This window comes from Acinetobacter sp. YH01008, assembly GCF_013420435.1.
Classification (GTDB): domain Bacteria; phylum Pseudomonadota; class Gammaproteobacteria; order Pseudomonadales; family Moraxellaceae; genus Acinetobacter; species Acinetobacter pseudolwoffii.
Genome location: NZ_VOYD01000013.1, coordinates 21658 through 46051 on the forward strand (window position 1 = coordinate 21658; position 24394 = coordinate 46051).

Genomic DNA, 24394 nt, shown 5'->3' on the forward strand with positions numbered 1-24394 from the left:
AGGAAGATCAGCAGATGCGGATTAGTATTATTGGGGCAGGTCGAGTTGCCTTTCATCTTGCCCAAGGCTTAAATGGACAGCATGAGCTTGTACAAATCTATAGCCGCAGTTTTGCCAAGGCAGAACAGCTGGCATCTAAATTTAAGGCTCAGGCGATCAACGCTCCTGAATTACTGCATTCCGAAATTGATCTTTTAATCATTGCCGTCAGTGACCAATTCATTCGATCTGTCATCGAGCAGGTACATGCCTATCTTCCTGATGTGTTGATCGTACATACTTCTGGCAGTACCCACTTAAACGTTTTGCAGGATGTTCACCCACGTTCAGGCGTATTTTATCCTTTACAGACTTTTAGTCTGGAGCGTGACATCGACTGGTCAAATACGCCTTTATTTATTGAAGCGGATAATGCTGAAGATCAAGAAAAACTGCATGATCTAGCAAATAGCCTAAGCAATAGAGTCTATCACTATAGCTCTGAACAACGCTTAAGTTTGCATCTGGCCGCAGTATTTGCCTGTAATTTCAGTAATTATTGTTATGATATGGCCAAACAGATTGTAGATGCTGAGCAGGTCGATTTCAGTCTGCTGTATCCCTTAATACTAGAAACTGCCCATAAAGCTACCGAAAATGATCCAAGGCAAATGCAGACTGGCCCCGCCATGCGTGGTGATCAAAATATCCTGAATATGCATCAGCAGATGCTGGCGAATCGGCAGCGAGCAGATTTACAAAATGTCTATCAGTTGTTGAGCCAGCAGATTTTAGAACGTCATCAATAATAAATGCGCTGAATTTTTCAATCTGGATAAAAAATGGACATGGCATAAAGATGAAGGGCTGTTTTTCTTTTTAAGTTCGATTAGAGGTACAGTGCTCGTTAGTATATCTTTGATTGAAAGATAAAGTTTTTTTATAAAAAAGCGCTGAGATGTCAGCGCTTTTTTAGACCTAGATTAAGAAATTTTTTTAAAGATAAAGTCATTAATCTTGTGACCGGCTTCAATGCCGCGACGCTCAAACTTGGTTTGTGGACGCCAGTCAGGACGAGGATAGCTGTTGCCTTTACCTGCGAGGTTTTCCAGACGTGGACGTTCTTCCAAAACTTCAAGCATCCATTCTGCATATGGTTCCCAATCTGTTGCAGCATGGAAGGTGCCGCCCAGCTCCAGCTTTTGCTCAACCAGTGGCATACGTTCATGTGAAACAAAACGGCGTTTAAAATGACGTTTTTTCTGCCATGGATCAGGGAAGTAAAGCTGAACCGTATTGATACTATTGTCCGGCATTTCACGCAGCACTTGAATCGCATCGGCATCCAGTACACGTAAGTTGGTTACGCCGGCCATACCTGCTTCATAGATACACTGCGCAATGCCTGGTACATGAACTTCAATCCCGACAAAGTTACGCTCGGGATTGGCCTTGGCCATCAGCACCAGAGAACGGCCCATACCAAAACCGATTTCTACCGTTAAAGGACGCTCAGGATGTTCAAAGTGTTGACGTAAATCGCCCACCGGATATTCCAAAATTAAGTGACCATATTGTTCAAGCGCAGTACGTTGAGAGGTGTTCAGCGGCATTGAGCGGCGCATAAACGTCACGATTTCACGGTGCTCGCTTAAATTGTCCAGCTCCACGACTTGCTGGTCTAATTGATCGTTCGACATAACTTTGGCAAATCTAAAAATTCAGAATGCGGTATTTTAAGTCCTGAGCCGAGCAAGTCAAACTTTTCTCGGTATTTCTCCATAAAAATCGGCAAGATCTTCCAGATACAATAAAAGAGCCAAGCGAGGCTCTTTTATTAATCATCATGCCTCAGCTCCTAAAACGGTCAATCAAGGTGCTGCTGGCTTCATTTAAACCAATCACGGTCACCTCTATACCTTGAGCTTTAAATTTCTGGATGACGTTATTCAGCATATTCACTGAGGTCACATCCCAAATATGCGCATGGGTCAGATCTAGTTCAACATGTTCAAGCTTTTCTTTAAAATCAAAGAACTGATAGAACTTCTCTGAACTGCTAAAGAAAATCTGTCCAGAAATAAAGTAGCTGCGTGAATGAGCCGAATTCAAATGCGTATAAACATGTACGGTTCTTTCCAGTTTATTAATAAAGAACAGGGCAGAAAGCAGCACGCCAACAAATACACCCAGTGCCAGATTATGGGTGGCTAAAACCACCAGCACCACCGCAATCATAACCACATTAAATTCCAGCGGATGTTTATTGAATTGTTTGACTGAACCCCACTGGAAAGTGGTAAAGGCGACCATCACCATAATCGCCACCAAAGCCGCCATCGGAATATAAGCCAGCCAGTCTTTCAGAAACACCACCAGGCACAGCAAAAATACACCGGCAATCAGCGTTGATAAACGGGTTCGTGCACCGGAAGACACATTAATAATCGATTGACCGATCATGGCACAACCGGCCATGCCACCCATAAAACCACTGACAATATTGGCCATACCCTGACCACGACATTCCTGATGACGGTCACCTTCAGTTCCGGTGACTTCATCAATTACAGTCGTGGTCATCATGCTTTCCAGCAAACCGACAGTCGCCAGCGTCAATGAATAAGGCAGTACAATTTGTAGGGTTTCCAGATTGAGCGGAATCTCCGGCAGCAGGAACACTGGTAAGGTGTCCGGAAATTGCCCCAGATCACTCACGGTTCGCATATCTGTACCCAAGAACAGCACCAGTCCACTCAGCACGATGATGCAAATTAGCGGAGAAGGAATGGCTTTACCAATTTTAGGCAGATAAGGAAATAGATAGATAATCGCCAGACCCATGGCAATAAACAGATAGCCCATCCCATCCATTTTTTGCATCTCGGGAAGCTGTGCGACAAAAATCAGAATTGCCAATGCATTCAAAAATCCATACACCACAGCTTGCGAAACAAAGCGCATCAACTTGGCCACTTTAAAATAACCGGCAATGACCTGAATAATTCCGGTCAGAATAGTCGCTACCAGCAGATATTGCAGTCCATGGTCTTTTACCAGCGTAATCATCAGCAGTGCCATCGCACCCGTAGCCGCTGAGATCATGGCAGGGCGGCCGCCAAAAAAAGCAATCGTCACAGCAATACAAAACGAAGCATAGAGACCGACCTGCGGATCGACGCCAGCAATTGCAGAGAAGGCAATCGACTCGGGAATCAAGGCCAGTCCAACCACCAAACCTGCGAGTACATCAGTCCGAACATTGGAAAACCATTCTTCTTTTTTAAGGCTAATCACGAAATATCATCTAAATTTGGAAAACCTGGGTATCTTAAACAGATGCGGTCAAAAATCTACAGAGATGGGCTTGAAAAAGCCGTTAATTTCCTGAATATTGAATGAGTAAATGTCCTGAGGGGCAGTTACGCTTTTTTGCAATTTACAGGTTTGATCACTTGAAAGTTTGACAGAAGCGATTTAAAACATAGAGAAGTGTATAACAAGGATCAGAAATGAAGCTTTACTATTCGCCGGGTGCATGCTCACTGGCAGCTCATATTATTTTAAATGAAATTAATGTCGATTTTGATTTGGAACGTGTTGACTTAAAAACACATAAAACAGAGAAAGGTACGGATTATTACGAAATTAATCCTAAAGGCTATGTACCAGCCTTAGAAATTAATCCTGGTCTGATCCTGACAGAAAACGTAGCCATTTTACCTTTTCTGGCTCAACACGATCCAAAACAAGATCTGATTCCGCCATCTGGTATGGGACGTGCCAAAGTTCTGGAATGGCTGGGTTATCTCAACTCAGAATTGCATGATGCTTATGCGGTGTTCTTTGGTGGCAAGTTATCCGATGATGAAAAGAAAAAAGCCTATGCAGAAGTCGATCGTCTATTGAGTTATATCGACAAAGCGATTGCTGAATCAGACAATGACTATCTGGTTGATGATAACTTTGGCCCAGCCGATGCTTATCTGTTTGTGTTGACCAATTGGTCGAATCATATTGAGCATGATTTAAGTCCGTATAAGAATATTATTCATATCCGCAATAAAGTCGCAGAGCGTCAGTCTGTACAGATTGCAATGCGAGATGAAGGTCTAATTCCATAAAATTTAAAAAAAAGCATAATTATTATGCTTTTTTTTTGACTTTCATTTAATAATTGCTATTGGAATAAATAAGATGAAGAGAATACTGAATTTAGTATTAAGTTTCGGTTTAACGGGAATGCTGGTTGCATGTAGTAGTGTTAAAAATCCAGAAAATGTAGCTCAAGAATATGTTACAGCAGCCTATAAAGGCGATTCAGAAAAAATGCTCTCTTATATTTATATACCTGAAAATGTTAAAGCCCAAGCAGGTTCTGAAGAAATGATTCAAGGCAAAATAAAAGCTGGCGCGGCAAAGGCTAAAGAGCAAGCTGAACGTAAAGGCGGAGTCAAAGAAATTAGTGTGGTAGACAAAAATATCGATGAAGCAAATGGAAAAGGACGGGTGACTATCGGAGTCAGCTTTAAAAATGAAGGCTCTAATTCTGTAACAGATCGAGTAAAACTTATCAAAAATGAAGATAAATGGAAAGTTGATTTATAATCGGTTTAGTTTGATTTTGGGCAGATTAGTTATTCTAATCTGCCTTTTTATTGGGTTTCCCCCCCAAGATACTATAAAGCAAGATAAACAGATTTATATGCCCGAGCACGCATTTCAAGTGGGTGATTGGATTGTTCGGGAAGGGGTGGGTTACGAAAGTTTTTTAATCAAAAAACTGAGTGGGAGTGAATACTCACATATTGGCGTGATTGCAGAAACTCAACCGAATATTTTGGTGGTGCATGCGACCACAGATGATGATCCCTCACATGTAAATCAAGTGATTCAATCAGATATCAGTGATTTTATTGACTCAAAACGAGCAAAAAAGTGGGCAGTTTATAGAGAAAGCAGTTTAGAGCCATATAAAAGAAAAGATATTGCTAGGGCCGTGACAAGGCAGGTAGGAGAGCAATTTATTTTAGGATCAAGAGGTGAGACGCATCGTTATTGCACTACGATTATTGCAGAGAAACTTCCATTGTCTTTACGTAATAAACTGGTCTGGAGCAAGATTGAATTGCCAGGCTTGCAGGGGGAGCTGCTTTTTCCTGATGCTTTATTAAAGCTTGAATCCGTCGAGCTGATTTATAAAAATAGATAATTTAGGATGAGTAAAAGCTAAATGATAGTCAAAGAATCATACAATCCTTTGACTACGATGAGATTTATTTAAAGAAATAACCAGTTTCCGGCGAGCTGGCATTGGCCATACGTTTGCGTGGCATACGGCCGGCCAGAAAAGCTTCACGGCCAGCTTCGACTGCTTTTTTCATGGCTGAGGCCATGAGTACCGGATTCTGTGCAGCCGCAATCGCCGTATTCATCAGTACACCATCACAGCCCAGTTCCATCGCAATTGCGGCATCACTTGCAGTACCAACACCGGCATCGACCAGTACAGGCACTTTGGCATTTTCTTTAATAATCGACAGGGTATGTGGATTGAGAATTCCCAAGCCCGAACCAATCAGGCTGCCCAAAGGCATAATTGCCACACAGCCCATGCTTTCCAGCTCTTGTGCCACGATTGGATCATCCGAAGTATAGACCATGATTTCAAAGCCATCGTCAATCAAGGTACGTGCAGCTTTCAAGGTTTCAGTCACATTCGGATATAAGGTTCTTTCATCGCCTAAAACTTCAAGCTTGACCAGATTATGGCCATCAAGGAGTTCACGCGCCAGCATACAGGTGCGAACGGCACTATTGGCATCGAAGCAACCTGCGGTATTTGGCAAAATGGTATATTTTTCCGGAGGAATGACTGACAGCAGATTCGGCTGATCTGGATGCTGTCCAATATTGACCCGACGAATCGCGACAGTAACAATCTCTGCGCCACTGGTTTGAATGGCTTGCTGAGTTTCATTTAAATCTTTATATTTGCCTGTGCCTACCAAAAGGCGAGACTGGAATTGGCGTGAACCAATCTGTAATAAATCTTGCATAATTGTCCCGAGTATTAGCCGCCACCGACCGCGTGAATAATTTCTATTTTGTCTGTATCGCAAATCGGCGTATCGCCTAATTTGCTTTTAGGAATAATCATTTCATTGACTTCAACTGCAAAACGCTTACCCTCAAGCGCCATACTCTGAATCAGTTCCAGCAGATTCTTGCAGTGAGTTTCCTGTTGTTCGCCATTGATATAAATCATCATTCTAGCTACCCTCCATGATTAAGTGATTTTCAGACTTATCTGGCGTATTTTAAAGCATTCCAGGCCAGAATTAACCATCCTGCAATCATTAAAGCACCACCAATTGGCGTAATTGCGCCTAATCCACGTGGTAAACCCAAGGCCATGATATACAGTGAACCAGAAAATAATAAAATACCGACCTGAATCAGCCAAAAACTCCATTGAATCGGGAGTGTCGGAATGACTTTCGCGAGCAAGGCTAGAATAAGCAAACCTAAGGCATGATAGAAAAAATAATCCGTTGCCGTTTGCCACCAGCCGAGCTGGGCTTCAGTCGCGCGCGCTTTTAAACCATGTGCACCAAAGGCACCGAGCATCACGGCAAGCGCCAAGTTGAATGCTGAAATCGCAACCCACATTTGAATTGATCTTCCTGATAAAGTTTGCGCTCAACCTTAGCATAAATTCAAAATTCGGGCATAAAAAAGCCTTCTTTGATGAAGGCTTTTTCAGATTAAATTAATAACAGAATTTGGTGTTAATTGGAGGACATCGCCACTTTAATTTTTTCCATGGCATTTTTTTCGAGTTGGCGAATACGTTCCGCGGAAACGTTATATTCGGCGGCCAGCTCATGCAGGGTTGATTTCTCATCGTCTAGCCAGCGACGCTGCAAGATATTACGTGAACGATCATCGAGCTGATCCATGGCTTCGTGCAGAGCAGAAGTACTTTGTTCCTCATAATCCTCATTTTCAATCAGACGGGCCGGATCATAACGGTTATCTTCAAGATATAAAGCCGGTGCAACATAAGTTGAACCTTCATCATCGTCATCGCCGGAAGCATCAAAAGCAGCATCATATGCCGTCAAACGGCCTTCCATCTCCAGAACTTGTTCTGGTGTGACATTTAAATCATTGGCAATCGACTGTGCTTCTGCGAGGGTCAACTTTTTCGATGATTTTTTCAGGCTACGCAGATTAAAAAACAGTTTACGTTGCGCTTTGGTGGTGGCGATTTTAACAATACGCCAGTTACGGATCACATATTCATGAATTTCCGCCTTAATCCAGTGCACAGCAAATGACACCAAACGTACGCCCATATTCGGGTCAAAACGTTTTACAGCTTTCATCAGACCCAGGTTGCCTTCCTGAATCAGGTCGCCTTGTGGCAGACCATAACCTGCATAACTGCGTGCAATATGCACCACAAAACGCAAATGTGACATGACCAGCATTTTTGCTGCATCTAAATCCTGGTCATAGTAATAGCGTTCAGCCAACTCTTTTTCTTGTTCGGCCGTTAAAATCGGAATCTGATTGACAGTGCTGATATAAGCACCGAGGTTGACCCCTGGCGCCGATAATGACAGGGGCATCAACTGATTGCGGCTGTCACTCATGTGTTCTCCTTGAAGTGCGGGATAACCCTAAACATAGGTTTTATCTTAATCCAATCTCTCCGCAAATAATGGATATTTGGGTAGAGAAATGTAAAAAAGTATACGAAACTAAGATAAACAGTTTAATTGAAAATTTTTAAGATTCAATCAAGTAGTGAAATTCTGAATCAGAAACTTTTCTTGATTCAAGCTTGAGTTGATGAATCTGGCAATAACGGCTGACATCCGTCTGACTATGTGGATCAGAGGATTTGAGCAAGAAAGTTTTCTGATTACCGGCCTTTAGTGCCCGTTTTAACATTAAAAGCGGCATCGGGCAGGGTTTTCCCATGGCATCGATAAGACAATACTGCTCTGGATTTTGCGACATTAGGGTTTCATTCATATAGCAAAAAAATGACAATAAATAGTAACAAAGAAGCGTATAGAACCAAACTGCTTTAATAAAAATCAGGATCTAAAAGAAGATATAAAGTCTTTTGACAATTTTCATGAAAAAAATAACTAAATCAAACAGAACATGCTAAAAAAAATCTATTAATTGTGATAAACCCATGTTAAGCTCGTTGCGTATTTGGGACTTTGAATAAACAAAGTGATTGTTTTTCACCCTATTACATAAATGGATGTAACCGGGATTTTGTTGATAGTTTTACAGAATGATTACAAGCTTAAAAATAATATTTTCAAACTTGTTTGCTCTGCTGTTTGCAACACCGGGTGGTCCTTCTTTTAGTTTCAATGAGGATTAACTTATGACAGCTGCTCGCGAACAAGGCGTAGTTAAGTGGTTTAACGATACTAAAGGCTTCGGCTTTATTCAACGTAACGGCGGTGATGACGTATTTGTTCATTTCCGTGCTATCCAAGGTGACGGCCACCGTTCACTTCGTGATGGTCAACGCGTTGAATTCAGTGTTGTTAAAGGTCAAAAAGGCTTTCAAGCTGAAGAAGTTCAACCATTAGACTAATCTTCGGATTAAGCTAAAAAGAAAACGCTCCAATATAACTTGGGGCGTTTTTTGTTTATACTATCCCCATCTTAGTGATTACCCAAGTAGAGCACCGCTTTATGTCATCTGGTTTTGAAACCTTAAATTTACATCCCAATCTAAAAAAAGCGATTGATGCTTTAGGCTTTACCACCATGACGCCTATCCAGCAGAAGGTTTTAAAATTCACGCTGGCAGGACATGATGCCATTGGCCGTGCACAGACAGGTACCGGTAAAACTGCGGCCTTTTTAATTAGTATCATGAATGATCTATTAAATAATCCGATTCAGGAACAGCGTTATCGTGGTGAACCGCGCGCCCTGATTTTGGCACCGACCCGTGAACTGGCACTGCAAATTGAAAGCGATGCACAGGATCTGGCCAAATATGCCGGTCTCAATGTCGTGACTTTGCTGGGTGGTGTAGATTTTGACAAGCAAAAGAATCAACTAAATAAAGCACCTGTCGATATTATGGTCGCGACACCCGGTCGTTTGATCGATTTTGTCGAGCAAAAAGAAGTCTGGCTGGATCAGATTGAATTTCTGGTCATTGATGAAGCGGATCGTCTACTCGATATGGGCTTTATTCCTTCAGTGAAACGCATTGTGCGTTTTTCGCCGCGTAAGGAGCAACGTCAGACTTTAATGTTCTCTGCAACATTCAGCTATGATGTACTAAATTTGGCCCAGCAATGGTTATTTGAACCGGTCACAGTTGAAATTGAACCGGAAAAGAAAACCAATGCCGATGTCGAGCAACGGGTGTATATGGTGGCTAAGGCCGATAAATATAAACTGTTGCAAGAAATCTTGCGTGATGAGCCGATTGAAAAGGTGATGATTTTCGCCAACCGTCGTGATCAGGTGCGTAAGCTTTATGATCATTTAAAACGTGATGGTTATAAGGTGGTCATGCTGTCTGGTGAGATTGCTCAAGACAAGCGTCTAAAAATGCTAGACCAGTTCAAAAATGGTAAGCACAACATTATGATTGCAACAGATGTTGCGGGTCGTGGTATTCATGTGGATGGTGTTTCACATGTGGTGAACTTCACTTTACCTGAACAGTCAGATGATTATGTACATCGTATTGGACGTACTGGCCGTGCGGGAACACGTGGTGTGAGTATTAGTTTCCTTGCCGAAGATGATGCGTTCTATCTACCAGAAATTGAGAAGGCGATTGGACAGAAATTGCCTTTGACCCGTCTGGAAGGTTATTGCTAATCCAGATTAAAAAAACCGCTCTTGAAGAGCGGTTTTTTTATGACCATGTGATCTGGACTTATTTGGCCTGACAACGGAAAGTCAAAATGGTTTGATAGTCATCATTCTGGTTTAAACCGGTATTGGTGCCTGCGATATTACCTAAAACAGTCGCTGCTGCCTGAATCATCTGTCCAGTCTGATCATCAACGACACCTTTTAATGCCCCGTTATAACCCGTCTTTTCATCGATAATAATCGCAGTAGCTTTCGAACCACAGGTTTTGCTGGCAGCATTAATGGCATTATTTTTGGCAGTTAATTGATTTTTACCTAATCCGGTGACCTCAAACTGATTATTTTCTTTCTGAATTGCCAGTGAGGTTGGGTTGGAAGCACAGGCAGTTAAAAGTAGAGCTGAAGCTGCTAATCCGCTGATCGCAATTGTTTTTTTCATGATAAAATCTCGGGTGAAAACAGAATTAAGCTTATTTGAGCATAGTAAAGCGCACAGAATTTGGAGCTGTTGTATAAGTTTGGAAATTTTTAGTGTGACTCTATGCTAAAAAAGTAATTCAACTGAGTATTTCATTGATTAAAATAAAAATATTGTAATGTTCTTGAGTAATTTTTGCGGCTAAGTCGCGGTGAAGTTTATAGAGTATTACAGCTGGAATATGCTAATCTTGAAAACAGTTTTTAAGTATAGATCTACAAAGCAATGACGGAATCCGTGGTCGACATCGTTCATCAAAATATTCACCAACGTCAATCAATAGGACATTTGCTGGCACCGGCACCGAATGCAGAACAGCTGGAGCTGGCTTTTCAGGCGGCATTGACAGCACCAGATCATCATCGGTTGAAACCCACCACCTTTGTGGTGATACCTGATGCACAGCGTGAAGCATTTGGGGAGCTGTTGTCTCAGGCACTGGTCGATCTGGGTGAAACTGAAACGGCACAGATTGAACGGGTCAAGAATCATCCATTCCGTGCGCCACTATTGGTGCTGGCTTTAACGCGTTTGCAGGATCATCCTAAAGTTCCACATTTTGAACAGATTCTCAGTTCAGGCGCCGCCATACAGAATTTTCTGTTATCACTCCAGATTCAGGGTTTCTCGACCATGTGGCGCAGTGGTGCTGTAGTCGAGTCTGGCCTGTTTAAGCAGGCATTAGGAATTTCAAAAGATGATTTGGTCTCGGGTATTATTTATATTGGCACTGCAGCAAAAGCAATTCCAGCACGCGCAGAGATTCAGACCAGTAATTTTGTAAGTTATTGGAATCAGAACGGTTAATTTGCACGGTATAACAGGGTATTAAAAAATAACATGTCAGAATTAAATTTTTCAGCACTGGTCGAGCCGGTTGCAGTCGATCATAAGACCGCTTTAAGAGTCACGGTGTTGGGTGGGGGCAGTTTTGGTACCGCAATGGCCAATACTGCAGTGCGTAATGGTTGTAATACCATGATCTGGATTCGTGACGAAGCCGTTGCGGCAGATATTAATGCCACGCATATCAATAAACGTTATTTGCCCGATTTCCAGCTGGAAGAAAACTTACTGGCTGTGTCGGATCTGGAACTGGCTGTGCGTGATCGCGATATTATTTTAGTCGCGATTCCAAGTCATTCTTTTCGGGATGTCCTGCAACAAATCAAGCCTTTTATCACCTCACAAGCCGTGATTTCACTCACCAAAGGGATTGAAGCCAAAACTTTTAGCTTCATGAGTGATATTATTCGGGAAGTGTTGCCAGAAGTGCCTTATGGAGTGTTGTCCGGACCGAATCTCGCCAAGGAAATTGTGGCAGGTCAGCCGGCAGGAACCGTGATTGCCAGCGAGTCTGAGCTGGTACGTTATGCCGTACAGCAAGCCTTACATAGTGCCTTGTTCCGTGTTTTTGCCAGTGATGATGTACATGGTGTAGAACTCGGTGGTGCCTTAAAAAATATTTATGCCGTCGCGATGGGGATGGCAGCCGCGTATAACGTGGGTGAAAATACCAAGAGTATGATCCTGACCCGTGCACTGGCCGAAATGAGCCGTTTTGCGGTAAAATTGGGCGCGAATCCGCTGACTTTCCTCGGGCTTTCCGGTGTGGGTGATTTATTTGCGACTTGTAGCAGTCCGCTGAGTCGTAATTATCAGGTTGGTTTTGCCTTGGGCAAAGGCAAGACTTTGGAGCAGGCTACTACTGAACTGGGTCAAACTGCAGAAGGGATCAATACCATCGTACAGGTCAAGGCGCGTTCCGAAGAACTGGATGTCTATATGCCAATTACTTCTGCCTTGTATGATGTGATTTTTGAAGGTGCACCACCACTCAGCATTGCATTGTCATTGATGAAAAACGGTCATCGCAGTGATGTGGAATTTGTCTTGCCACATCATCAAGTCTGATCTATAACACAAAGGGACTGTATGTGAATTGTCATATTGGCCAGTTATCATGCAGGCAAAAGAAAATAAGGAAATCCAATGCAACTGACTTTAGTGCGACATGGTGAGGCTGCTCCACCAGTCAATGGCAATGATAGCAAGCGTCCATTGACGGAGCGTGGTCATCAGCAGGCTGAGCAAACTGCACAGTTCTTAAAAAATATGATTAAACCTGAAGTGTTTGTGGTCAGTCCCTTATTGCGTGCACAAGAGACCCTGGCTCATCTGCAGCAGTATTTTCAAGATGTACCCGTGGTGATCTGTAATGCGATTAAACCCGATGATGATGCCAAGGTCGCGGTTGAATGGTTGTCGCAACTGCCTTATGAATCGATTGCCGTGGTGTGTCATATGAATGTGGTGGCACACATTTCTTCTATTTTGCTGGCGGAGTCTTTTCATCCCTATGCATTGGCAGAAGCACGTATCTATGCGCAGCCAGTCATTGCCGCGGGTTTGTCGACAACAGTTAAAAGTTTTATTCCTACATTATAAAAACCAATTAAAACGGTAGTACACAATCGATGTTGTATTTATGGATGCCTGAGGCCAATGGGGTTTGGCAATGGTCAACTGGGGAATTCTGGAACACTGCGGCCACACTTGAGCAGTTGATTCAGGAGATTCAGGCTCATCATGGCGAAGAAGCAGTAGTGTTTTTCCCGAGCCGTCATGTGCAAATTTTGCAGCAGACTTTGCCCAAGAGCCAATATAAAAAAATGGGCAATGAGGGCATCAAGTATCTGCTTGAAGAATATGTGGTGCTGCCCGTCGATGCCATGAAAGTGCTGCATTATTTTCAGCAGCCTGATCAGGTCAGTATTATGGGGATTGCGAATTCTACCCTCGAGACCTTGCAGTATTCTCTCAACCTGATTCCCGTCAAGCTGGCGGCTTTGCTGCCAGACTTTTTGGTGCTGCCGGTTCCTGAAGCCAATCAGCGGGTGATTACCCAAATTGGTGGGCGCTTGTTGGTACGAGAGGCAGAATATATCGGCCAGTCATTGGATGATCTGAGTCTGTATCTGGATTATCAGCCCAAAGATTTGCATTATAAAGTTAGTAATCTGAATCAGGATCAGTTAAGTAGCCTAGAAGCACTGGTCACACAGGAGCAGTTAGAATCTTTTCAGTATGTCCTTCCTGTATTGAAAAAACCCAAACAACATGCGTTTAATGTATTGCCCAAAGCTAAATCTGAAGGTGCCATTTCCGGTTACTGGAAAGCATGCGCAGCTGTATTTCTGGGCATATTAGTCTTACAGTTTAGTTATGATGCGGTGCGCTGGTATCAATATAAAAAAGTGGCAAATCAGACCACTGCACAGGCCGTTGATCAGTTCAAGTACTGGTTTGGGCAAAATTATCCGGTCACTGAGCAGAATATCAAAAGCCAGTTTGAAGGGCAGTTGCGTCAAAGCCAGATCGCCGATACACAGGCATTACAGCTGATTAGTCGGATTGGACCAGTCTTGATGCAGAACCAGATTGTGGCACAACGGATCAATTATGATGCGTCTGTGTTGAGTATGGAGCTTAAAGCCAATTCATCAGATATGCTAAATGCATTGACCAAGCAATTGAGTCAGCAAGGCTTTAAAGTGGAGCTGGGGAATATTCAGGCCAGCGGAACAGGTGCCATTGGGCTGGTGAGGGTGCAATAATGAAAGCCATCGAAGCGCTACAAAATCGCATGGATCAATCTTTTGAAAAACTGAGGGATTATCTGGACAGTCTCTCGGCACGTGAACGGGTATTGGTGATTTTTACCACTATTTTTGTAGTTGTGGCTGCGGTCAGTTCAGCACTCTGGTATATGCATCAGGCAGCAGACACCCAGCAGAAACGTTTAAATCAGCTGAAAGATACCATTGTCTGGATGCAAAGTAATGCAGTCACCATAAAGCCTGCTGGAGACATGCAGCTGGATGCCGCAGAGAAAGTACAGCGGGTGGCACAGCAACAAGGTCTTTCGGTTGCATCCCAGCAAATAGATGGAAAAATTCAATTGGCGGTCATGCATGAAAATTATGCAGTTTTGGCAAACTTCCTGACTCAACTGGCACAAATGGGTCTAAGTGTTGAGAAAATGGAACTAAATAATGAAGCAGGACAGATTAAATTAACCGCGACCGTGCAATAAACGGTAAAAATAAAGATTTGCAAAGCATGGTTTTTTTGTCAGCCTATGCCTATAATATGCCGACTTAAAAAGCAGTAGACTTTTCTAGATATGTTGTATTCTCTAGCCCGCCCTTTGTTGTTTTCTTTAGCACCAGAGCGTGCACATGAGCTGACACTATCACTATTAAAATCATCCCATAAAATGGGCTTGATGCGTCAAAATGTTACTGCAAAACCTGTAACCTGTATGGGAATCGAATTTCCCAATCCAGTAGGGCTTGCGGCAGGTTTAGACAAAAATGGTGCTTATATTGATGCCCTTGCTGGTCAAGGTTTTGGTTTTATTGAAATTGGTACCATTACGCCGCGACCGCAAGCAGGCAACCCTCATCCGCGTTTGTTCCGTCTGCCGCAGGCCAAAGCTATTATTAACCGTATGGGCTTTAACAATGATGGCGTGGATCAGCTGGTTGAAAATGTCAAAGCGGCCAAATTTAAAGGCATTCTCGGTATCAATATCGGTAAAAACGCTGATACTCCGGTAGAAAAAGCAGTAGATGATTACCTCATCTGTTTAGAAAAAGTCTATAATTATGCTTCTTATATTACCGTCAACATTTCTTCTCCCAATACCAAAAACCTGCGCAGCCTGCAAAGTGGTGATGCACTGACCGAACTGCTTGAAACATTGAAAAACCGTCAGCTTGAATTGGCGCAGGAATACCAGCATTATGTACCTTTGGTCCTTAAAGTAGCGCCTGATCTGGACGAAACCGATATTGCCTTTATTGCCAAGCAGTTACTGCAATTCAAGATTGATGGTCTGATCGTGACCAATACCACACTGTCACGTGAAGGGGTGGAAGGTCTGGCGCATGCAGAGGAGGCAGGTGGTCTATCTGGCGCGCCAGTCTTTGAGAAAAGTACCGCATGTCTGGCTGCATTTGCTCAGGTGTTAAAAGGACAAATTCCCTTGATTGGTGTGGGTGGTATTCTTTCAGGCGCAGATGCTGTTGCCAAGAAACAGGCAGGTGCCAGCCTTGTACAAGTTTATAGTGGCCTCATCTATACTGGACCTGAACTTGTAAAAGATTGTGTAGACGCACTTTAAATCCTATGAATGCCATTGATATCTTTCTGCTGATTATCTTGCTCATTGGAGGGCTCAACGGTTTGCGTCAAGGATTTATTAAAGCCTTTGCGAACTTAGTGGGATGGATCTTTGCCCTGATTGTTGCGGCAAAATATTCAACGCTACTTGCGCCGTCTATGGTTGCTCTGAGTACAGATCCAGTCGTACAAAAGATAGCAGCCTTCGCCTTTATCGTCCTGTTAATTGTGGTTCTGACCTGGATCGTCACTGCGCTTTTAAACCGTATTTTAAAGAGTCTTAAACTGGGTCCGCTTAACCGTCTGGCAGGTGGTGTCTTTGGTAGCCTGAAAGGCTTGCTGATTGTACTGATTACCATGCAAGGCATTGGCCCATGGGTAGAAAGCTCACCGCACTGGAAACAGTCCAAGTTTATTCAAGCCTTATTGCCTTATGCGCCTTGGGCGACTCAAATGTCGAAAGACGCCGCGAATGGCGCACTACAACATATCAAGCCTGAAGGGACATCGAAACCTTCAGCTGTATCATCTGAAACATCGTCCAAATCTGGAGCTGCAGATGAGTCTACAAATAATCCTTTTTATTAATCCTAGCTTGTCTGCGAGGTTGCTATGTGTGGAGTAGTTGGTATAGCTGGTAAATCACCCGTTAACCAAATGTTGTTTGATGCATTAACGATGTTACAACATCGTGGACAAGATGCAGCTGGGATCGTGACATGTGATGAAGGGCGTCTGTTCCTTCGTAAAGACAATGGGATGGTGCGTGATGTATTTCATACCCGTCATATGCGTGCCTTGAAAGGAAATTACGGGATTGGTCATGTGCGTTATCCAACAGCCGGTTCATCGAGCAGTGCAGAAGCACAGCCATTTTATGTGAACTCGCCGTATGGAATTACCTTGGCGCATAACGGTAATTTGACCAATGCCGAAGAAATTCACGATGACCTGTTCAAAACTGACTTGCGTCATATGAACACGGATTCTGATTCAGAAGTGCTGCTAAACGTGCTAGCGCATGAATTGCAAAAACATGGCAAATTGGTGCCGACTTCGGAAGATATTTTCCATGCGGTAACACGTGTGCATGAGCGTTGTAAAGGCGCTTATGGTGTGGTAGCAATGATTACCGGACAAGGTCTGGTGGGCTTCCGTGATCCGAATGGTATCCGTCCACTGATTTACGGTTCACGTGAAACTGAACAGGGCATGGAATATATCATAGCTTCTGAATCGGTTGCGATTACTGCGCTGGGCTTCAAAGTTGAGCGTGATATTCAGCCAGGTGAAGCGGTATTTATCGATTTACAAGGTAATTTCTTTACCAAGCAATGTGCGAGCAATCCTGAATATCGTCCATGTATTTTTGAATATGTGTATTTTGCCCGTCCGGATGCCATTATTGATGGAATCTCGGTGTATAAAGCACGTCTGAAAATGGGTGAGAAGCTGGCGCAAAAAATTCTGCGCGAGTGGGGTGAAGAGCATGATATCGATGTGGTGATTCCGATTCCGGATACTTCACGTACTTCTGCATTGGAACTTGCCAATATGCTGGGTGTGAAATTCCGTGAAGGTTTCATGAAAAACCGTTATATCGGTCGTACTTTTATTATGCCAGGTCAGCAACTACGTAAAAAATCGGTACGTCAAAAACTGAACCCGGTTGAGCTTGAATTTAAGGGTAAAAACGTACTATTGGTCGATGACTCGATTGTGCGTGGTACGACCTGTAATGAAATTATCCAGATGGCACGTGATTCTGGTGCGAAAAAAGTCTTCTTTGCTTCCGCAGCACCGATGGTGAAATATCCAAACGTGTACGGTATCGATATGCCGGCAAAATCAGAGCTAATTGCCTCAGATCGTAGCGTTGAAGAAATTCGTGAAATTATTGGTGCAGACCGTTTGGTGTTCCAGGATCTGGAAGATTTAAAAGATGCAGTTCGAACCACCAAAGTGCCAGATCTGAAAGATTTTGACTGTTCGGTATTTGACGGCGTTTATGTCGCGGGTGGTATTGATGCGCAGTATCTGGATGATCTACAGCAAAAACGTAGTGACAGTGCCATGAAAGAAGGGAATTACATCGATGTGAATATCGATGCAGCTTCTGTGGATTTAACTGGCGTACGTGAAGTCTAAGCGCTTAAAATCATCATGAAAAAGCGGGAATTTCCCGCTTTTTTGTTTTATGATGAACCCATTGAAAATAATCTTAACTAGGGTTCTACATTGCGCAACGTAGGATATGATTTTATAAAAAACAAGAATATCGTATTGCCTGTAAGCTTCTGCTTGATTGCTGTGCTGTTAACTATTTTTATTATCAATACCGTTGTTGGTCTATTCGTTTTTTATGTTGATTCTACCCAGTCTATTTTCTGGCATATGCTCAGTCCTTATCTGATTGCTTTGCTGTTATGTGCCATGATGATCTCGGTCATCTATGAATTTTATCTTTTCCGGAATGGCGGTTATTCGCTGGCAAAACAGATGGGTGCGCGCCGTCTCAGCCCGATGGAAAGTATTCCTGAGGAAAGTGCGGCACTGCAAATTACCCAGCAGCTGGCCGATACCTTTTTAATTGAACCTCCGGCGGTGTATGTACTGCCCGATGAAGTTGGAGTTAATACGCTGACGGCGGGTTTTAGCCCGCGAGATACCGCGATTATTCTGACTTGGGGTGCAATACAAACACTGGATAAAGTCGAGCTGTATGGCTTGCTCAGCCATGAATTCAATAAAATCCTGTCTGGTGAAGCTGCGGAAAATACCCGTTTGAAAATCCTGTATAGCAGTTTAACCACTTTTAGTCAGTGTGGCAGTAAGATTGCCAAGTCCGGTTTTTATCGAGCGGGTAGTTCCCGTGAAAACAAGTTCGAAACCTTCTATGTGGCAGTTGGCGCGGTGATCTGGCTGATTGGTAGTTTGGGTGTATTGATTTCTCGCTTTATTAAATATATTTCACTGGGTGGCCGAACCTATAAAAATGATCAGAAGACCCGTCGCCTGATTCAAAATGATGCCAATATCCAGACTTTACTGAGAATTCATGTGCATCATTCCGGATCCCAGATTTATAGTGAATATGCTGAATCGATTTCACATATGTGCTTTGCCAATTCTTTGAGCCCACAAAACTGGCTGAATATTCATCCAAATATCAATCAGCGGATTTATGAATTAAATCCTGCCTTGATTCAGGATTTACAGCTTGAGAATCTGAAAAAACTCAAAAATCAGCCTTTATTTAGTTTGTTTCGTTCTTTGGAAGAGGTTGTGCCTGAAACTGCAATGAGCTGGAGCTCGCCACAACCTTTGCCATTATTGCGGCTATCTCCGATCAGTTTTGCGATTAAAGATGCGATCAAGCCACTGAATCCGGAACTTCGGCTCAAGATGCCACGTCCGGAACTGATTGAGCGTGCATTACAAACGGCAACCGGCTCTCGTGAAGTGATGGTCGCCATTTTAATGATTCGTCAATATCGTGAATTTATTCCGACTGAGGCTGAAGTCAGCCGTGCCATTGTAGATTCATTGCTCAATCTGGACGGGCGTGTGCATATTTCGATTTTCCAGCAAGCCTGTAACAATATTGGTGGCATGCCGACAACTGTCGCACGGCAGTTTTTGATGAAGCTGGCACGGATTATTCAGGAAGATGGCGAAATTGGCCTGCTGGATGCATTATTACTGGAATGTGTGAAATATGAGTTAAATCTGCTTCCTGCACATACGCCTACCGCACTCGATGAAGTCAAACCACAGATTGTGCGTTTGATTGATGCCTTGCTGCATGTACAGCAGATTAATAGCGGCAACCAGCTTGAGGTACGGGAGCGGATTTTAAACCGGATTCTGACGGCTCAGGAACTAGACGTATATAATGAAATTTCAGATGAGCCGATTGATCTTGCAGAAATCCTGAATGATATTGCGGGGCTGTTGTTACGTGATCGCCTTAGTATTTTAGGTATTGCAGAGGCCTGTTTGTGGAGTGACCGTATCGTGACTCAGGATGAGCTGGATGTGATGGAGCTGTTGTATTGGCGCTTGGGTTTTGAAGCAGAGCAGGTCGTTCAGCAAATGTTAAAGAAGAACAGTTTAACCATTTTATAGAAAATAAATGAGAATGCGCAGCTTTAGTCTGAATCTGTTATAACAGCAGGGATGGTTTAATTGTGTATTAAAAACACGGTTTTTAGCACGCAGCTAAACTTTGTACTAGAATCCATCAGGATAAAAAAGAAAAGCTGAAAAAGTTCGGCAAAGCACAGGCAATCCGGCTAAAATGTTCAGCCTGAAATTGGTGATGATGAAAAGATGATTGGGCATCAGCGTGACATACTGGCAACATTAGGGATCGATCTCTGGATTCCTAGGGACAGCGCATGTCAGCCGCATCAGGTTTCGATCTGGCGTGATCAGGCTGCACCTGAATTTCACACCGATATCGTCTTGCCTCAGCCTTCTTCAATAGAGGCGTTGGCTGATATACCGATTCCTGAGCTAGAGCCAATTGTTACGCTTAAGGTTGATACACCACCTGCGGCACCGACTCACATTGCACCTATTCAGGAACAGCGTGAAATCGTACAGATCCCGCCATTCAGTTTGCAAGCCTTAAGTCTGGCGCATTGCAGTATCGTGATTGATGCAACTGCAATGACCGAAGACACCCAGAATTTATGGGGCAATATCCAGCGTGCAGTCCCGAGAGAATTTCATGAGCTGAACTGGCCATTTCCATGGGCCAATGTTCAGGATGGACGTGGTGTAGAATCCTATATTCAGGGTTTTCTGGATGGGATGAGTGCAGAGAAAAATATTATTTTCCTCGGGCCTGTAGCGCATATATCAAATACGAAAATGATCCAGTTGGCATCTTTACAAGAAATGCTGGATCAACCAATTCTAAAAAAACGTTTATGGCAGTTTATGCAAAATAGGACTGCCAGTCTGGAATAATCTTGCTGTGGAATAAAATAGATGAAACAAAAAGTGGTTGTATTTAGTCAAATTGATGCTGATATTCAAAACAAGCTGGAACAAAATTATCAGGTTAGTTATATACAACCCAAGCTGGGCGATGTGAATCAACAGCTTTTGCAGCAGGTTCAAGATGCTGATGGCATGATTGGCGCAGGGCGTTTGCTGAATCGTGATAATCTGGCTAGTGCCACCCGATTAAAAATTATCTCCAGTGTCAGTGTCGGTTATGACAACTATGATCTGGGTTATTTAAATGAAAAGAAAATTTATCTGAGCAATACGCCGCATGTGCTGACTGAAACCACTGCTGATCTGGCTTTTACTTTACTGATGTCAGCAGCACGCAAAGTGGCTTACCTGGATCAATGGACAAAGCAGGGACAATGGCAGCGTACCGTGGGTGAAGCACAATTTGGCATGGATATTTTTGGAAAAACTCTGGGAATTATTGGTCTCGGTCATATTGGAGCGGCAATCGCACGTCGTGGTTTTTACGGTTTTAATATGAATATTCTGTATCATAATCGCCGGGAAAAGCCAGAACTCGCTCAAGGGTTGAGTGCGCAATATTGCCAGCTTGAGGAACTGTTACAGCGTTCTGACTTTGTGGTCGTTGCGGTAGATTTGAATGCGGATTCCAAAGCGCTGATTGCAGCAGCGGAATTGGCAAAAATGCAACCCCATGCAGTATTGATCAATATTTCACGTGGCTCGGTCATTGATGAACAGGCATTGATTGAAGCTTTAAAAGCCAAGCAAATTTTTGCTGCGGGTCTGGACGTGTATCAGAAAGAGCCGTTAAAGGAATCGGAATTATTTCAGTTGGACAATGTGGTTACATTGCCACATGTGGGTTCTGCGACGGCTGCCACCCGTAAAAAAATGGCAGAACTGGCCTATCAGAATCTGGTCGATGCTTTAGAGGGACGAGTGCCCCGTTATGTGGTCAATCCAGAATTTTAAAAAGCATCTCATTCGTCGTTTAAATAGTGTTAAAAAATAACATTTTCTTGCGTCTCTGCTCATTGTTCAATGCTATATTCAAGAGAGATTAGATTGGCAGGATTAGAGATTTTTCATTGAAACGATTGGCGCTGGCGTGTGGCTTAAGTCTGTGTATGGTGGCAGGGCACGGCTCTAACCATGATTTTAATCAAGCAAATGTACAATTTTCTGTGCCTGATATTGGTACAGGCGTCGGCTTACTCGATCAACAAAAAGAAAAAATGATCGGTGAAAAAGTCTATCGTGAAGTGCATAAACAAATGCCAGTGATGCAAAATCCATGGCTTGAAGATCAGCTGCTTTCAGTATTTTCTCATATCCTGAGTCAGACTCAGTTACAACAGCCGATCGGTTTGCTGGTCATTAATGATCCGCAAATTAATGCGTTTGCTGTACCGGGTGGTCTCTTTGCACTTAATGCCGGTCTGATTAATTCAGCCCGAAACATGGATGAAGTGGCAGGAGTCATGGCACATGAAATTGCACATGTCACACAACGTCATTACAGTCGCTCTCAAGATGCCTTTAAAGGGCAAGGTTTACTGGCGCTAGCCGGAATTCTCGTCGGTGCTTTGGTCGCTTCTCAGGCAGATGGTGATGTCGGCACAGCGGTCATGATGGGTTCACAGGCAGCACTTCTGGATAAACAGCTCACTTATAGTCGTAATCAGGAACGTGAGGCAGACCGGATTGGTATGCAATATATGTATCGTTCCGGCTATAACCCACATAGTATGGCAGATTTCTTTGAGGTCATGCATCGCTCGACCAGCCGATTAAGCTTTCTGCCGGATTTCTGGTTTACACATCCGCTGACCACCGAGCGTATGAGTGAAGCACGTTTACGTGCCAACCAGCTTCCTGCAGTAAAACGCAATCTCAATGACCAAGACTTTGAAATTATCAAATGGTATAGCAGGGTATTGTCTGGTCAGACCAATGCAGAGCAGCTTATCCTGATGGACCGGCAAAATAATTTTGCAGGCCAGCTTGCCTTAACTGCCTATCAAATACAGCAGAGCGATTTTCAGGCCGCGCAGGCTACTTTAGATCGAGCAAAAAAGCATAATCAGATGCATCCTTTGCAGGTTTTATTCCAGACTGATATTTATTTAGCTCAGAACCAGCTTGATGCAGCTTTGAAAAGTGTAGCGTCAGCAGCGCGGATCATGCCGGAGAATCGAGCGCTCAATTATAAATATGCAGAAGTGTTAATTCGTGCCAAGCAACCGGATCAGGCAAAAGTCTTGGTACAGCGATTTCTAAATGCCAATTCACGTGATGTCAGTGGCTGGCGACTAATGCAAGTGGCTGCTAATGCAGAGCCAGATTCGCCGATCAAGGCTGCTAATGTGCTGCGCTATCGTGCAGAAGTAGAATACTGGTCGGGATATGAAGAAACTGCGATCAAATCATTATTACATGCTCAGCGTAGCGTGAAAAATAATCAATCTTTGTCGTCAACTATTCGCCAACGTCTGAAACAGATGCAGCAGGCACATCAATATAAGATTTAAAGCTGAACTGGGTTTTAAGTTTTTGTATCAGGATGATATAGCAAGAATATATTCAATCAGGCTACAATATTTTTGAAAGATCAGCGTGAATCAAATTGAAGCATAATATGAAAAAAATACTATTGGGCGTGTGTCTACTGGGGTGGAGTTATGGGGTTTTTGCTGCGAGTGCAGTTGAATATGTGGAAACGATAGAACGAATTAATGCGGATTATAAAAAGGAATCGCGTCAGTTTTTAAGTGGTTTAAATCCGCAGCAACAGGGATTTAGTCCTGAGCAGAATGCAAAATTTTGTGGAATTGTAGGACGCTATGTTGATCGTTTATATCAAGCCGCTGACCAAAATCGTGCTTATCTGGATCGTCAGTTTCAGAAGATAACTAAACAGGATGTGATTATAGAAGTGAAATCTTCAAAAGAGATGCAATTGCTGAAACGTTATCAGGTTGACTGTTATTTGCAATAAGAATACGTTAAGAACTGTCTTTTATAAAAAGTCAGTTCAACGTTAAAGATCGAATATTAGAGAAGTGGGATTAAGCAAGTTTCGCTTTAATTTTAGCTGAAACTTGTGCAGGATCGGCGCGCCCGGCTATGAGCGGACGCAGAGAATTCATCACCTTACCCATATCTTTCATGCTAGTAGCTTCTTGCGCTGCAATCGTTTGCGCAATGATGGAATCAAGTTCTTCCTCAGTCATAGCTTCTGGTAGAAATTGAGATAACACCTCAACCTCGGCTTGTTCCTTACTAGCTAAATCTTCTCGACCAGCACCATCAAAGGCCTTGATCGATTCTTTACGTTGTTTAATTTGTTTTTCAATGACCGCAAGAACTTGAGCGTCGTCAAGTTCTTTGCGCTCATCGACTTCTATTTGCTTAATTGCCGCCTGTAGACCACGTATGACCGTCAGCTTGGACATTTCTTTTGCACGCATTGTTGCTTTCAAAACATCCGTGATTTGGTCTTTTAAAGTCGTCATTATTTAATCCAGGCAGTCAATCACAAATTAATCTTAGTAAAGGCGAGTCGTACGTACTGATTCACGTGCCAATTTCTTTTGGTAGCGTTTAACAGCAGCAGCTTTTTTGCGCTTACGTTCTTGAGTTGGTTTCTCGTAGAATTCACGCTTACGTACGTCAGCTAGAACACCCGCTTTTTCGCATGAACGTTTGAAACGACGGATAGCTACGTCTACTGGTTCGCCTTCTTTCAATTTAACTTGTGGCATGAAGAATCCTCATAAAGTTATGGATAAGATCGCAGGCCGAATGCCTGTGATCACAAGTGAAGGTCAGTATTTTACTCATTTACATCTCATACCACAAGCATATAATAGTGAC

At 43.2% G+C, this 24394-nt stretch carries 29 protein-coding genes; 19 read left to right on the plus strand and 10 right to left on the minus strand.

Annotated elements, in window-relative coordinates; all coding sequences use genetic code 11:
- The first annotated feature begins 14 nt into the window (after positions 1–14).
- Positions 15–788 carry a Rossmann-like and DUF2520 domain-containing protein gene (locus FTT75_RS08895; RefSeq protein WP_180075855.1) on the plus strand — a complete coding sequence of 258 codons (774 nt, stop codon included), beginning with the start codon at positions 15–17 and terminating at the stop codon, positions 786–788.
- Positions 789–962: 174 nt separating this feature from the next.
- Here FTT75_RS08895 and trmB read toward each other — a convergent pair whose 3' ends face one another.
- Both trmB and FTT75_RS08905 read right to left on the minus strand, forming a co-directional pair.
- A complete protein-coding gene (gene trmB, locus FTT75_RS08900; RefSeq protein WP_005096556.1) occupies positions 963–1679 on the minus strand; it encodes a tRNA (guanosine(46)-N7)-methyltransferase TrmB in 717 nt (238 codons plus the stop codon).
- Positions 1680–1830: 151 nt separating this feature from the next.
- Positions 1831–3276 carry a SulP family inorganic anion transporter gene (locus FTT75_RS08905; protein ID WP_180186274.1) on the minus strand — a complete coding sequence of 482 codons (1446 nt, stop codon included), beginning with the start codon at positions 3274–3276 and terminating at the stop codon, positions 1831–1833.
- 215 nt (positions 3277–3491) lie between these two features.
- On the opposite strand from FTT75_RS08905, the gene FTT75_RS08910 reads away from it, so the two are divergent.
- The 3 genes from FTT75_RS08910 to FTT75_RS08920 all read left to right on the plus strand — a co-directional run bounded on the left by FTT75_RS08910 (position 3492) and on the right by FTT75_RS08920 (position 5191).
- Positions 3492–4103, plus strand: a complete 612-nt coding sequence (locus tag FTT75_RS08910; protein ID WP_005171574.1) for a glutathione binding-like protein — start codon at positions 3492–3494, stop codon at positions 4101–4103.
- Positions 4104–4176: 73 nt separating this feature from the next.
- Positions 4177–4587 carry a DUF4878 domain-containing protein gene (locus FTT75_RS08915; protein ID WP_100329791.1) on the plus strand — a complete coding sequence of 137 codons (411 nt, stop codon included), beginning with the start codon at positions 4177–4179 and terminating at the stop codon, positions 4585–4587.
- A gap of 16 nt (positions 4588–4603) precedes the next feature.
- Positions 4604–5191, plus strand: a complete 588-nt coding sequence (locus FTT75_RS08920; RefSeq protein ID WP_180186275.1) for a YiiX/YebB-like N1pC/P60 family cysteine hydrolase — start codon at positions 4604–4606, stop codon at positions 5189–5191.
- Positions 5192–5255: 64 nt separating this feature from the next.
- Here the strand turns inward: FTT75_RS08920 and FTT75_RS08925 are convergent, their stop codons facing one another.
- The 5 genes from FTT75_RS08925 to FTT75_RS08945 form a co-directional block, all read right to left on the minus strand.
- Positions 5256–6038: a thiazole synthase gene (locus tag FTT75_RS08925; protein ID WP_180186276.1), complete on the minus strand. Its 783-nt coding sequence runs from the start codon at positions 6036–6038 to the stop codon at positions 5256–5258.
- Between the two features lie 14 nt (positions 6039–6052).
- The gene (gene thiS / locus FTT75_RS08930; protein ID WP_100329788.1) at positions 6053–6250 is read right to left on the minus strand and encodes a sulfur carrier protein ThiS; all 198 of its coding nucleotides are present in this window, start codon (positions 6248–6250) and stop codon (positions 6053–6055) included.
- 35 nt (positions 6251–6285) lie between these two features.
- Positions 6286–6651, minus strand: coding sequence for a DUF423 domain-containing protein (locus FTT75_RS08935; protein WP_180186277.1), 366 nt, complete (start codon positions 6649–6651; stop codon positions 6286–6288).
- A 119-nt stretch (positions 6652–6770) separates the two neighbouring features.
- The gene (gene rpoH, locus FTT75_RS08940; protein WP_005096567.1) at positions 6771–7640 is read right to left on the minus strand and encodes an RNA polymerase sigma factor RpoH; all 870 of its coding nucleotides are present in this window, start codon (positions 7638–7640) and stop codon (positions 6771–6773) included.
- A 136-nt stretch (positions 7641–7776) separates the two neighbouring features.
- Positions 7777–8010, minus strand: a complete 234-nt coding sequence (locus FTT75_RS08945) for a sulfurtransferase TusA family protein (RefSeq protein WP_227523618.1) — start codon at positions 8008–8010, stop codon at positions 7777–7779.
- 385 nt (positions 8011–8395) lie between these two features.
- Between FTT75_RS08945 and FTT75_RS08950 the strand changes: the two genes are divergently transcribed.
- Both FTT75_RS08950 and rhlB read left to right on the plus strand, forming a co-directional pair.
- Positions 8396–8611: a cold-shock protein gene (locus FTT75_RS08950; RefSeq protein WP_004280099.1), complete on the plus strand. Its 216-nt coding sequence runs from the start codon at positions 8396–8398 to the stop codon at positions 8609–8611.
- Positions 8612–8712: 101 nt separating this feature from the next.
- On the plus strand, positions 8713–9864 hold the full coding sequence (gene rhlB, locus FTT75_RS08955) for an ATP-dependent RNA helicase RhlB (RefSeq protein WP_005096570.1): 1152 nt from the start codon (positions 8713–8715) through the stop codon (positions 9862–9864).
- Positions 9865–9922: 58 nt separating this feature from the next.
- Here rhlB and FTT75_RS08960 read toward each other — a convergent pair whose 3' ends face one another.
- Entirely contained in the window at positions 9923–10300 is a 378-nt protein-coding gene (locus tag FTT75_RS08960) for a hypothetical protein (RefSeq protein ID WP_005171568.1), read from the minus strand.
- A 264-nt stretch (positions 10301–10564) separates the two neighbouring features.
- On the opposite strand from FTT75_RS08960, the gene FTT75_RS08965 reads away from it, so the two are divergent.
- The 13 genes from FTT75_RS08965 to FTT75_RS09025 all read left to right on the plus strand — a co-directional run bounded on the left by FTT75_RS08965 (position 10565) and on the right by FTT75_RS09025 (position 23516).
- Positions 10565–11146: a nitroreductase family protein gene (locus FTT75_RS08965; protein WP_005096574.1), complete on the plus strand. Its 582-nt coding sequence runs from the start codon at positions 10565–10567 to the stop codon at positions 11144–11146.
- A gap of 33 nt (positions 11147–11179) precedes the next feature.
- A complete protein-coding gene (locus FTT75_RS08970; protein ID WP_074382969.1) occupies positions 11180–12253 on the plus strand; it encodes an NAD(P)H-dependent glycerol-3-phosphate dehydrogenase in 1074 nt (357 codons plus the stop codon).
- Positions 12254–12331: 78 nt separating this feature from the next.
- A complete protein-coding gene (gene sixA / locus FTT75_RS08975; protein ID WP_005096577.1) occupies positions 12332–12787 on the plus strand; it encodes a phosphohistidine phosphatase SixA in 456 nt (151 codons plus the stop codon).
- Between the two features lie 29 nt (positions 12788–12816).
- Positions 12817–13956 carry a type II secretion system protein GspL gene (gspL, locus tag FTT75_RS08980; protein ID WP_180186278.1) on the plus strand — a complete coding sequence of 380 codons (1140 nt, stop codon included), beginning with the start codon at positions 12817–12819 and terminating at the stop codon, positions 13954–13956.
- A complete protein-coding gene (gene gspM, locus FTT75_RS08985) occupies positions 13956–14435 on the plus strand; it encodes a type II secretion system protein GspM (protein ID WP_100355082.1) in 480 nt (159 codons plus the stop codon). Before gspL ends, gspM begins: the two co-directional genes overlap by 1 nt.
- Before the next feature lie 90 nt (positions 14436–14525).
- Positions 14526–15527 carry a quinone-dependent dihydroorotate dehydrogenase gene (locus FTT75_RS08990; protein ID WP_180049987.1) on the plus strand — a complete coding sequence of 334 codons (1002 nt, stop codon included), beginning with the start codon at positions 14526–14528 and terminating at the stop codon, positions 15525–15527.
- 5 nt (positions 15528–15532) lie between these two features.
- The gene (locus FTT75_RS08995) at positions 15533–16114 is read left to right on the plus strand and encodes a CvpA family protein (RefSeq protein WP_005096581.1); all 582 of its coding nucleotides are present in this window, start codon (positions 15533–15535) and stop codon (positions 16112–16114) included.
- A gap of 24 nt (positions 16115–16138) precedes the next feature.
- Positions 16139–17674, plus strand: a complete 1536-nt coding sequence (gene purF / locus FTT75_RS09000) for an amidophosphoribosyltransferase (protein WP_005096582.1) — start codon at positions 16139–16141, stop codon at positions 17672–17674.
- A gap of 90 nt (positions 17675–17764) precedes the next feature.
- Entirely contained in the window at positions 17765–19654 is a 1890-nt protein-coding gene (locus tag FTT75_RS09005; RefSeq protein WP_180186279.1) for a M48 family metalloprotease, read from the plus strand.
- A 204-nt stretch (positions 19655–19858) separates the two neighbouring features.
- The gene (locus FTT75_RS09010; protein ID WP_180186280.1) at positions 19859–20503 is read left to right on the plus strand and encodes a hypothetical protein; all 645 of its coding nucleotides are present in this window, start codon (positions 19859–19861) and stop codon (positions 20501–20503) included.
- Positions 20504–20524: 21 nt separating this feature from the next.
- Positions 20525–21490 carry a D-glycerate dehydrogenase gene (locus FTT75_RS09015; RefSeq protein WP_180186281.1) on the plus strand — a complete coding sequence of 322 codons (966 nt, stop codon included), beginning with the start codon at positions 20525–20527 and terminating at the stop codon, positions 21488–21490.
- Between the two features lie 116 nt (positions 21491–21606).
- Positions 21607–23049: a M48 family metalloprotease gene (locus FTT75_RS09020; protein WP_218954455.1), complete on the plus strand. Its 1443-nt coding sequence runs from the start codon at positions 21607–21609 to the stop codon at positions 23047–23049.
- Between the two features lie 107 nt (positions 23050–23156).
- On the plus strand, positions 23157–23516 hold the full coding sequence (locus FTT75_RS09025; RefSeq protein ID WP_180186282.1) for a hypothetical protein: 360 nt from the start codon (positions 23157–23159) through the stop codon (positions 23514–23516).
- Between the two features lie 70 nt (positions 23517–23586).
- Here the strand turns inward: FTT75_RS09025 and FTT75_RS09030 are convergent, their stop codons facing one another.
- Positions 23587–24033 carry a GatB/YqeY domain-containing protein gene (locus tag FTT75_RS09030; RefSeq protein WP_004729943.1) on the minus strand — a complete coding sequence of 149 codons (447 nt, stop codon included), beginning with the start codon at positions 24031–24033 and terminating at the stop codon, positions 23587–23589.
- A gap of 33 nt (positions 24034–24066) precedes the next feature.
- Positions 24067–24282: a 30S ribosomal protein S21 gene (gene rpsU / locus FTT75_RS09035; protein ID WP_001136722.1), complete on the minus strand. Its 216-nt coding sequence runs from the start codon at positions 24280–24282 to the stop codon at positions 24067–24069.
- Positions 24283–24394: the final 112 nt, after the last annotated feature.

Coding starts and splice junctions, on each gene's coding strand:
- purF (WP_005096582.1), top strand. CDS start 16,139: ATGTGTGGAGTAGTTGGTATAGCTGGTAAATCACCCGTTAACCAAATG.
- FTT75_RS08965 (WP_005096574.1), top strand. CDS start 10,565: ATGACGGAATCCGTGGTCGACATCGTTCATCAAAATATTCACCAACGT.
- rpsU (WP_001136722.1), bottom strand. CDS start 24,282: ATGCCACAAGTTAAATTGAAAGAAGGCGAACCAGTAGACGTAGCTATC.
- FTT75_RS08915 (WP_100329791.1), top strand. CDS start 4,177: ATGAAGAGAATACTGAATTTAGTATTAAGTTTCGGTTTAACGGGAATG.
- gspM (WP_100355082.1), top strand. CDS start 13,956: ATGAAAGCCATCGAAGCGCTACAAAATCGCATGGATCAATCTTTTGAA.
- FTT75_RS08895 (WP_180075855.1), top strand. CDS start 15: ATGCGGATTAGTATTATTGGGGCAGGTCGAGTTGCCTTTCATCTTGCC.
- FTT75_RS08945 (WP_227523618.1), bottom strand. CDS start 8,010: ATGTCGCAAAATCCAGAGCAGTATTGTCTTATCGATGCCATGGGAAAA.
- FTT75_RS08910 (WP_005171574.1), top strand. CDS start 3,492: ATGAAGCTTTACTATTCGCCGGGTGCATGCTCACTGGCAGCTCATATT.
- FTT75_RS08990 (WP_180049987.1), top strand. CDS start 14,526: ATGTTGTATTCTCTAGCCCGCCCTTTGTTGTTTTCTTTAGCACCAGAG.
- FTT75_RS08925 (WP_180186276.1), bottom strand. CDS start 6,038: ATGCAAGATTTATTACAGATTGGTTCACGCCAATTCCAGTCTCGCCTT.
- rpoH (WP_005096567.1), bottom strand. CDS start 7,640: ATGAGTGACAGCCGCAATCAGTTGATGCCCCTGTCATTATCGGCGCCA.
- FTT75_RS08970 (WP_074382969.1), top strand. CDS start 11,180: ATGTCAGAATTAAATTTTTCAGCACTGGTCGAGCCGGTTGCAGTCGAT.
- thiS (WP_100329788.1), bottom strand. CDS start 6,250: ATGATGATTTATATCAATGGCGAACAACAGGAAACTCACTGCAAGAAT.
- FTT75_RS08950 (WP_004280099.1), top strand. CDS start 8,396: ATGACAGCTGCTCGCGAACAAGGCGTAGTTAAGTGGTTTAACGATACT.
- FTT75_RS09015 (WP_180186281.1), top strand. CDS start 20,525: ATGAAACAAAAAGTGGTTGTATTTAGTCAAATTGATGCTGATATTCAA.
- rhlB (WP_005096570.1), top strand. CDS start 8,713: ATGTCATCTGGTTTTGAAACCTTAAATTTACATCCCAATCTAAAAAAA.
- FTT75_RS08935 (WP_180186277.1), bottom strand. CDS start 6,651: ATGTGGGTTGCGATTTCAGCATTCAACTTGGCGCTTGCCGTGATGCTC.
- trmB (WP_005096556.1), bottom strand. CDS start 1,679: ATGTCGAACGATCAATTAGACCAGCAAGTCGTGGAGCTGGACAATTTA.
- FTT75_RS08995 (WP_005096581.1), top strand. CDS start 15,533: ATGAATGCCATTGATATCTTTCTGCTGATTATCTTGCTCATTGGAGGG.
- sixA (WP_005096577.1), top strand. CDS start 12,332: ATGCAACTGACTTTAGTGCGACATGGTGAGGCTGCTCCACCAGTCAAT.
- gspL (WP_180186278.1), top strand. CDS start 12,817: ATGTTGTATTTATGGATGCCTGAGGCCAATGGGGTTTGGCAATGGTCA.
- FTT75_RS08960 (WP_005171568.1), bottom strand. CDS start 10,300: ATGAAAAAAACAATTGCGATCAGCGGATTAGCAGCTTCAGCTCTACTT.
- FTT75_RS09025 (WP_180186282.1), top strand. CDS start 23,157: ATGAAAAAAATACTATTGGGCGTGTGTCTACTGGGGTGGAGTTATGGG.
- FTT75_RS09010 (WP_180186280.1), top strand. CDS start 19,859: ATGATTGGGCATCAGCGTGACATACTGGCAACATTAGGGATCGATCTC.
- FTT75_RS09030 (WP_004729943.1), bottom strand. CDS start 24,033: ATGACGACTTTAAAAGACCAAATCACGGATGTTTTGAAAGCAACAATG.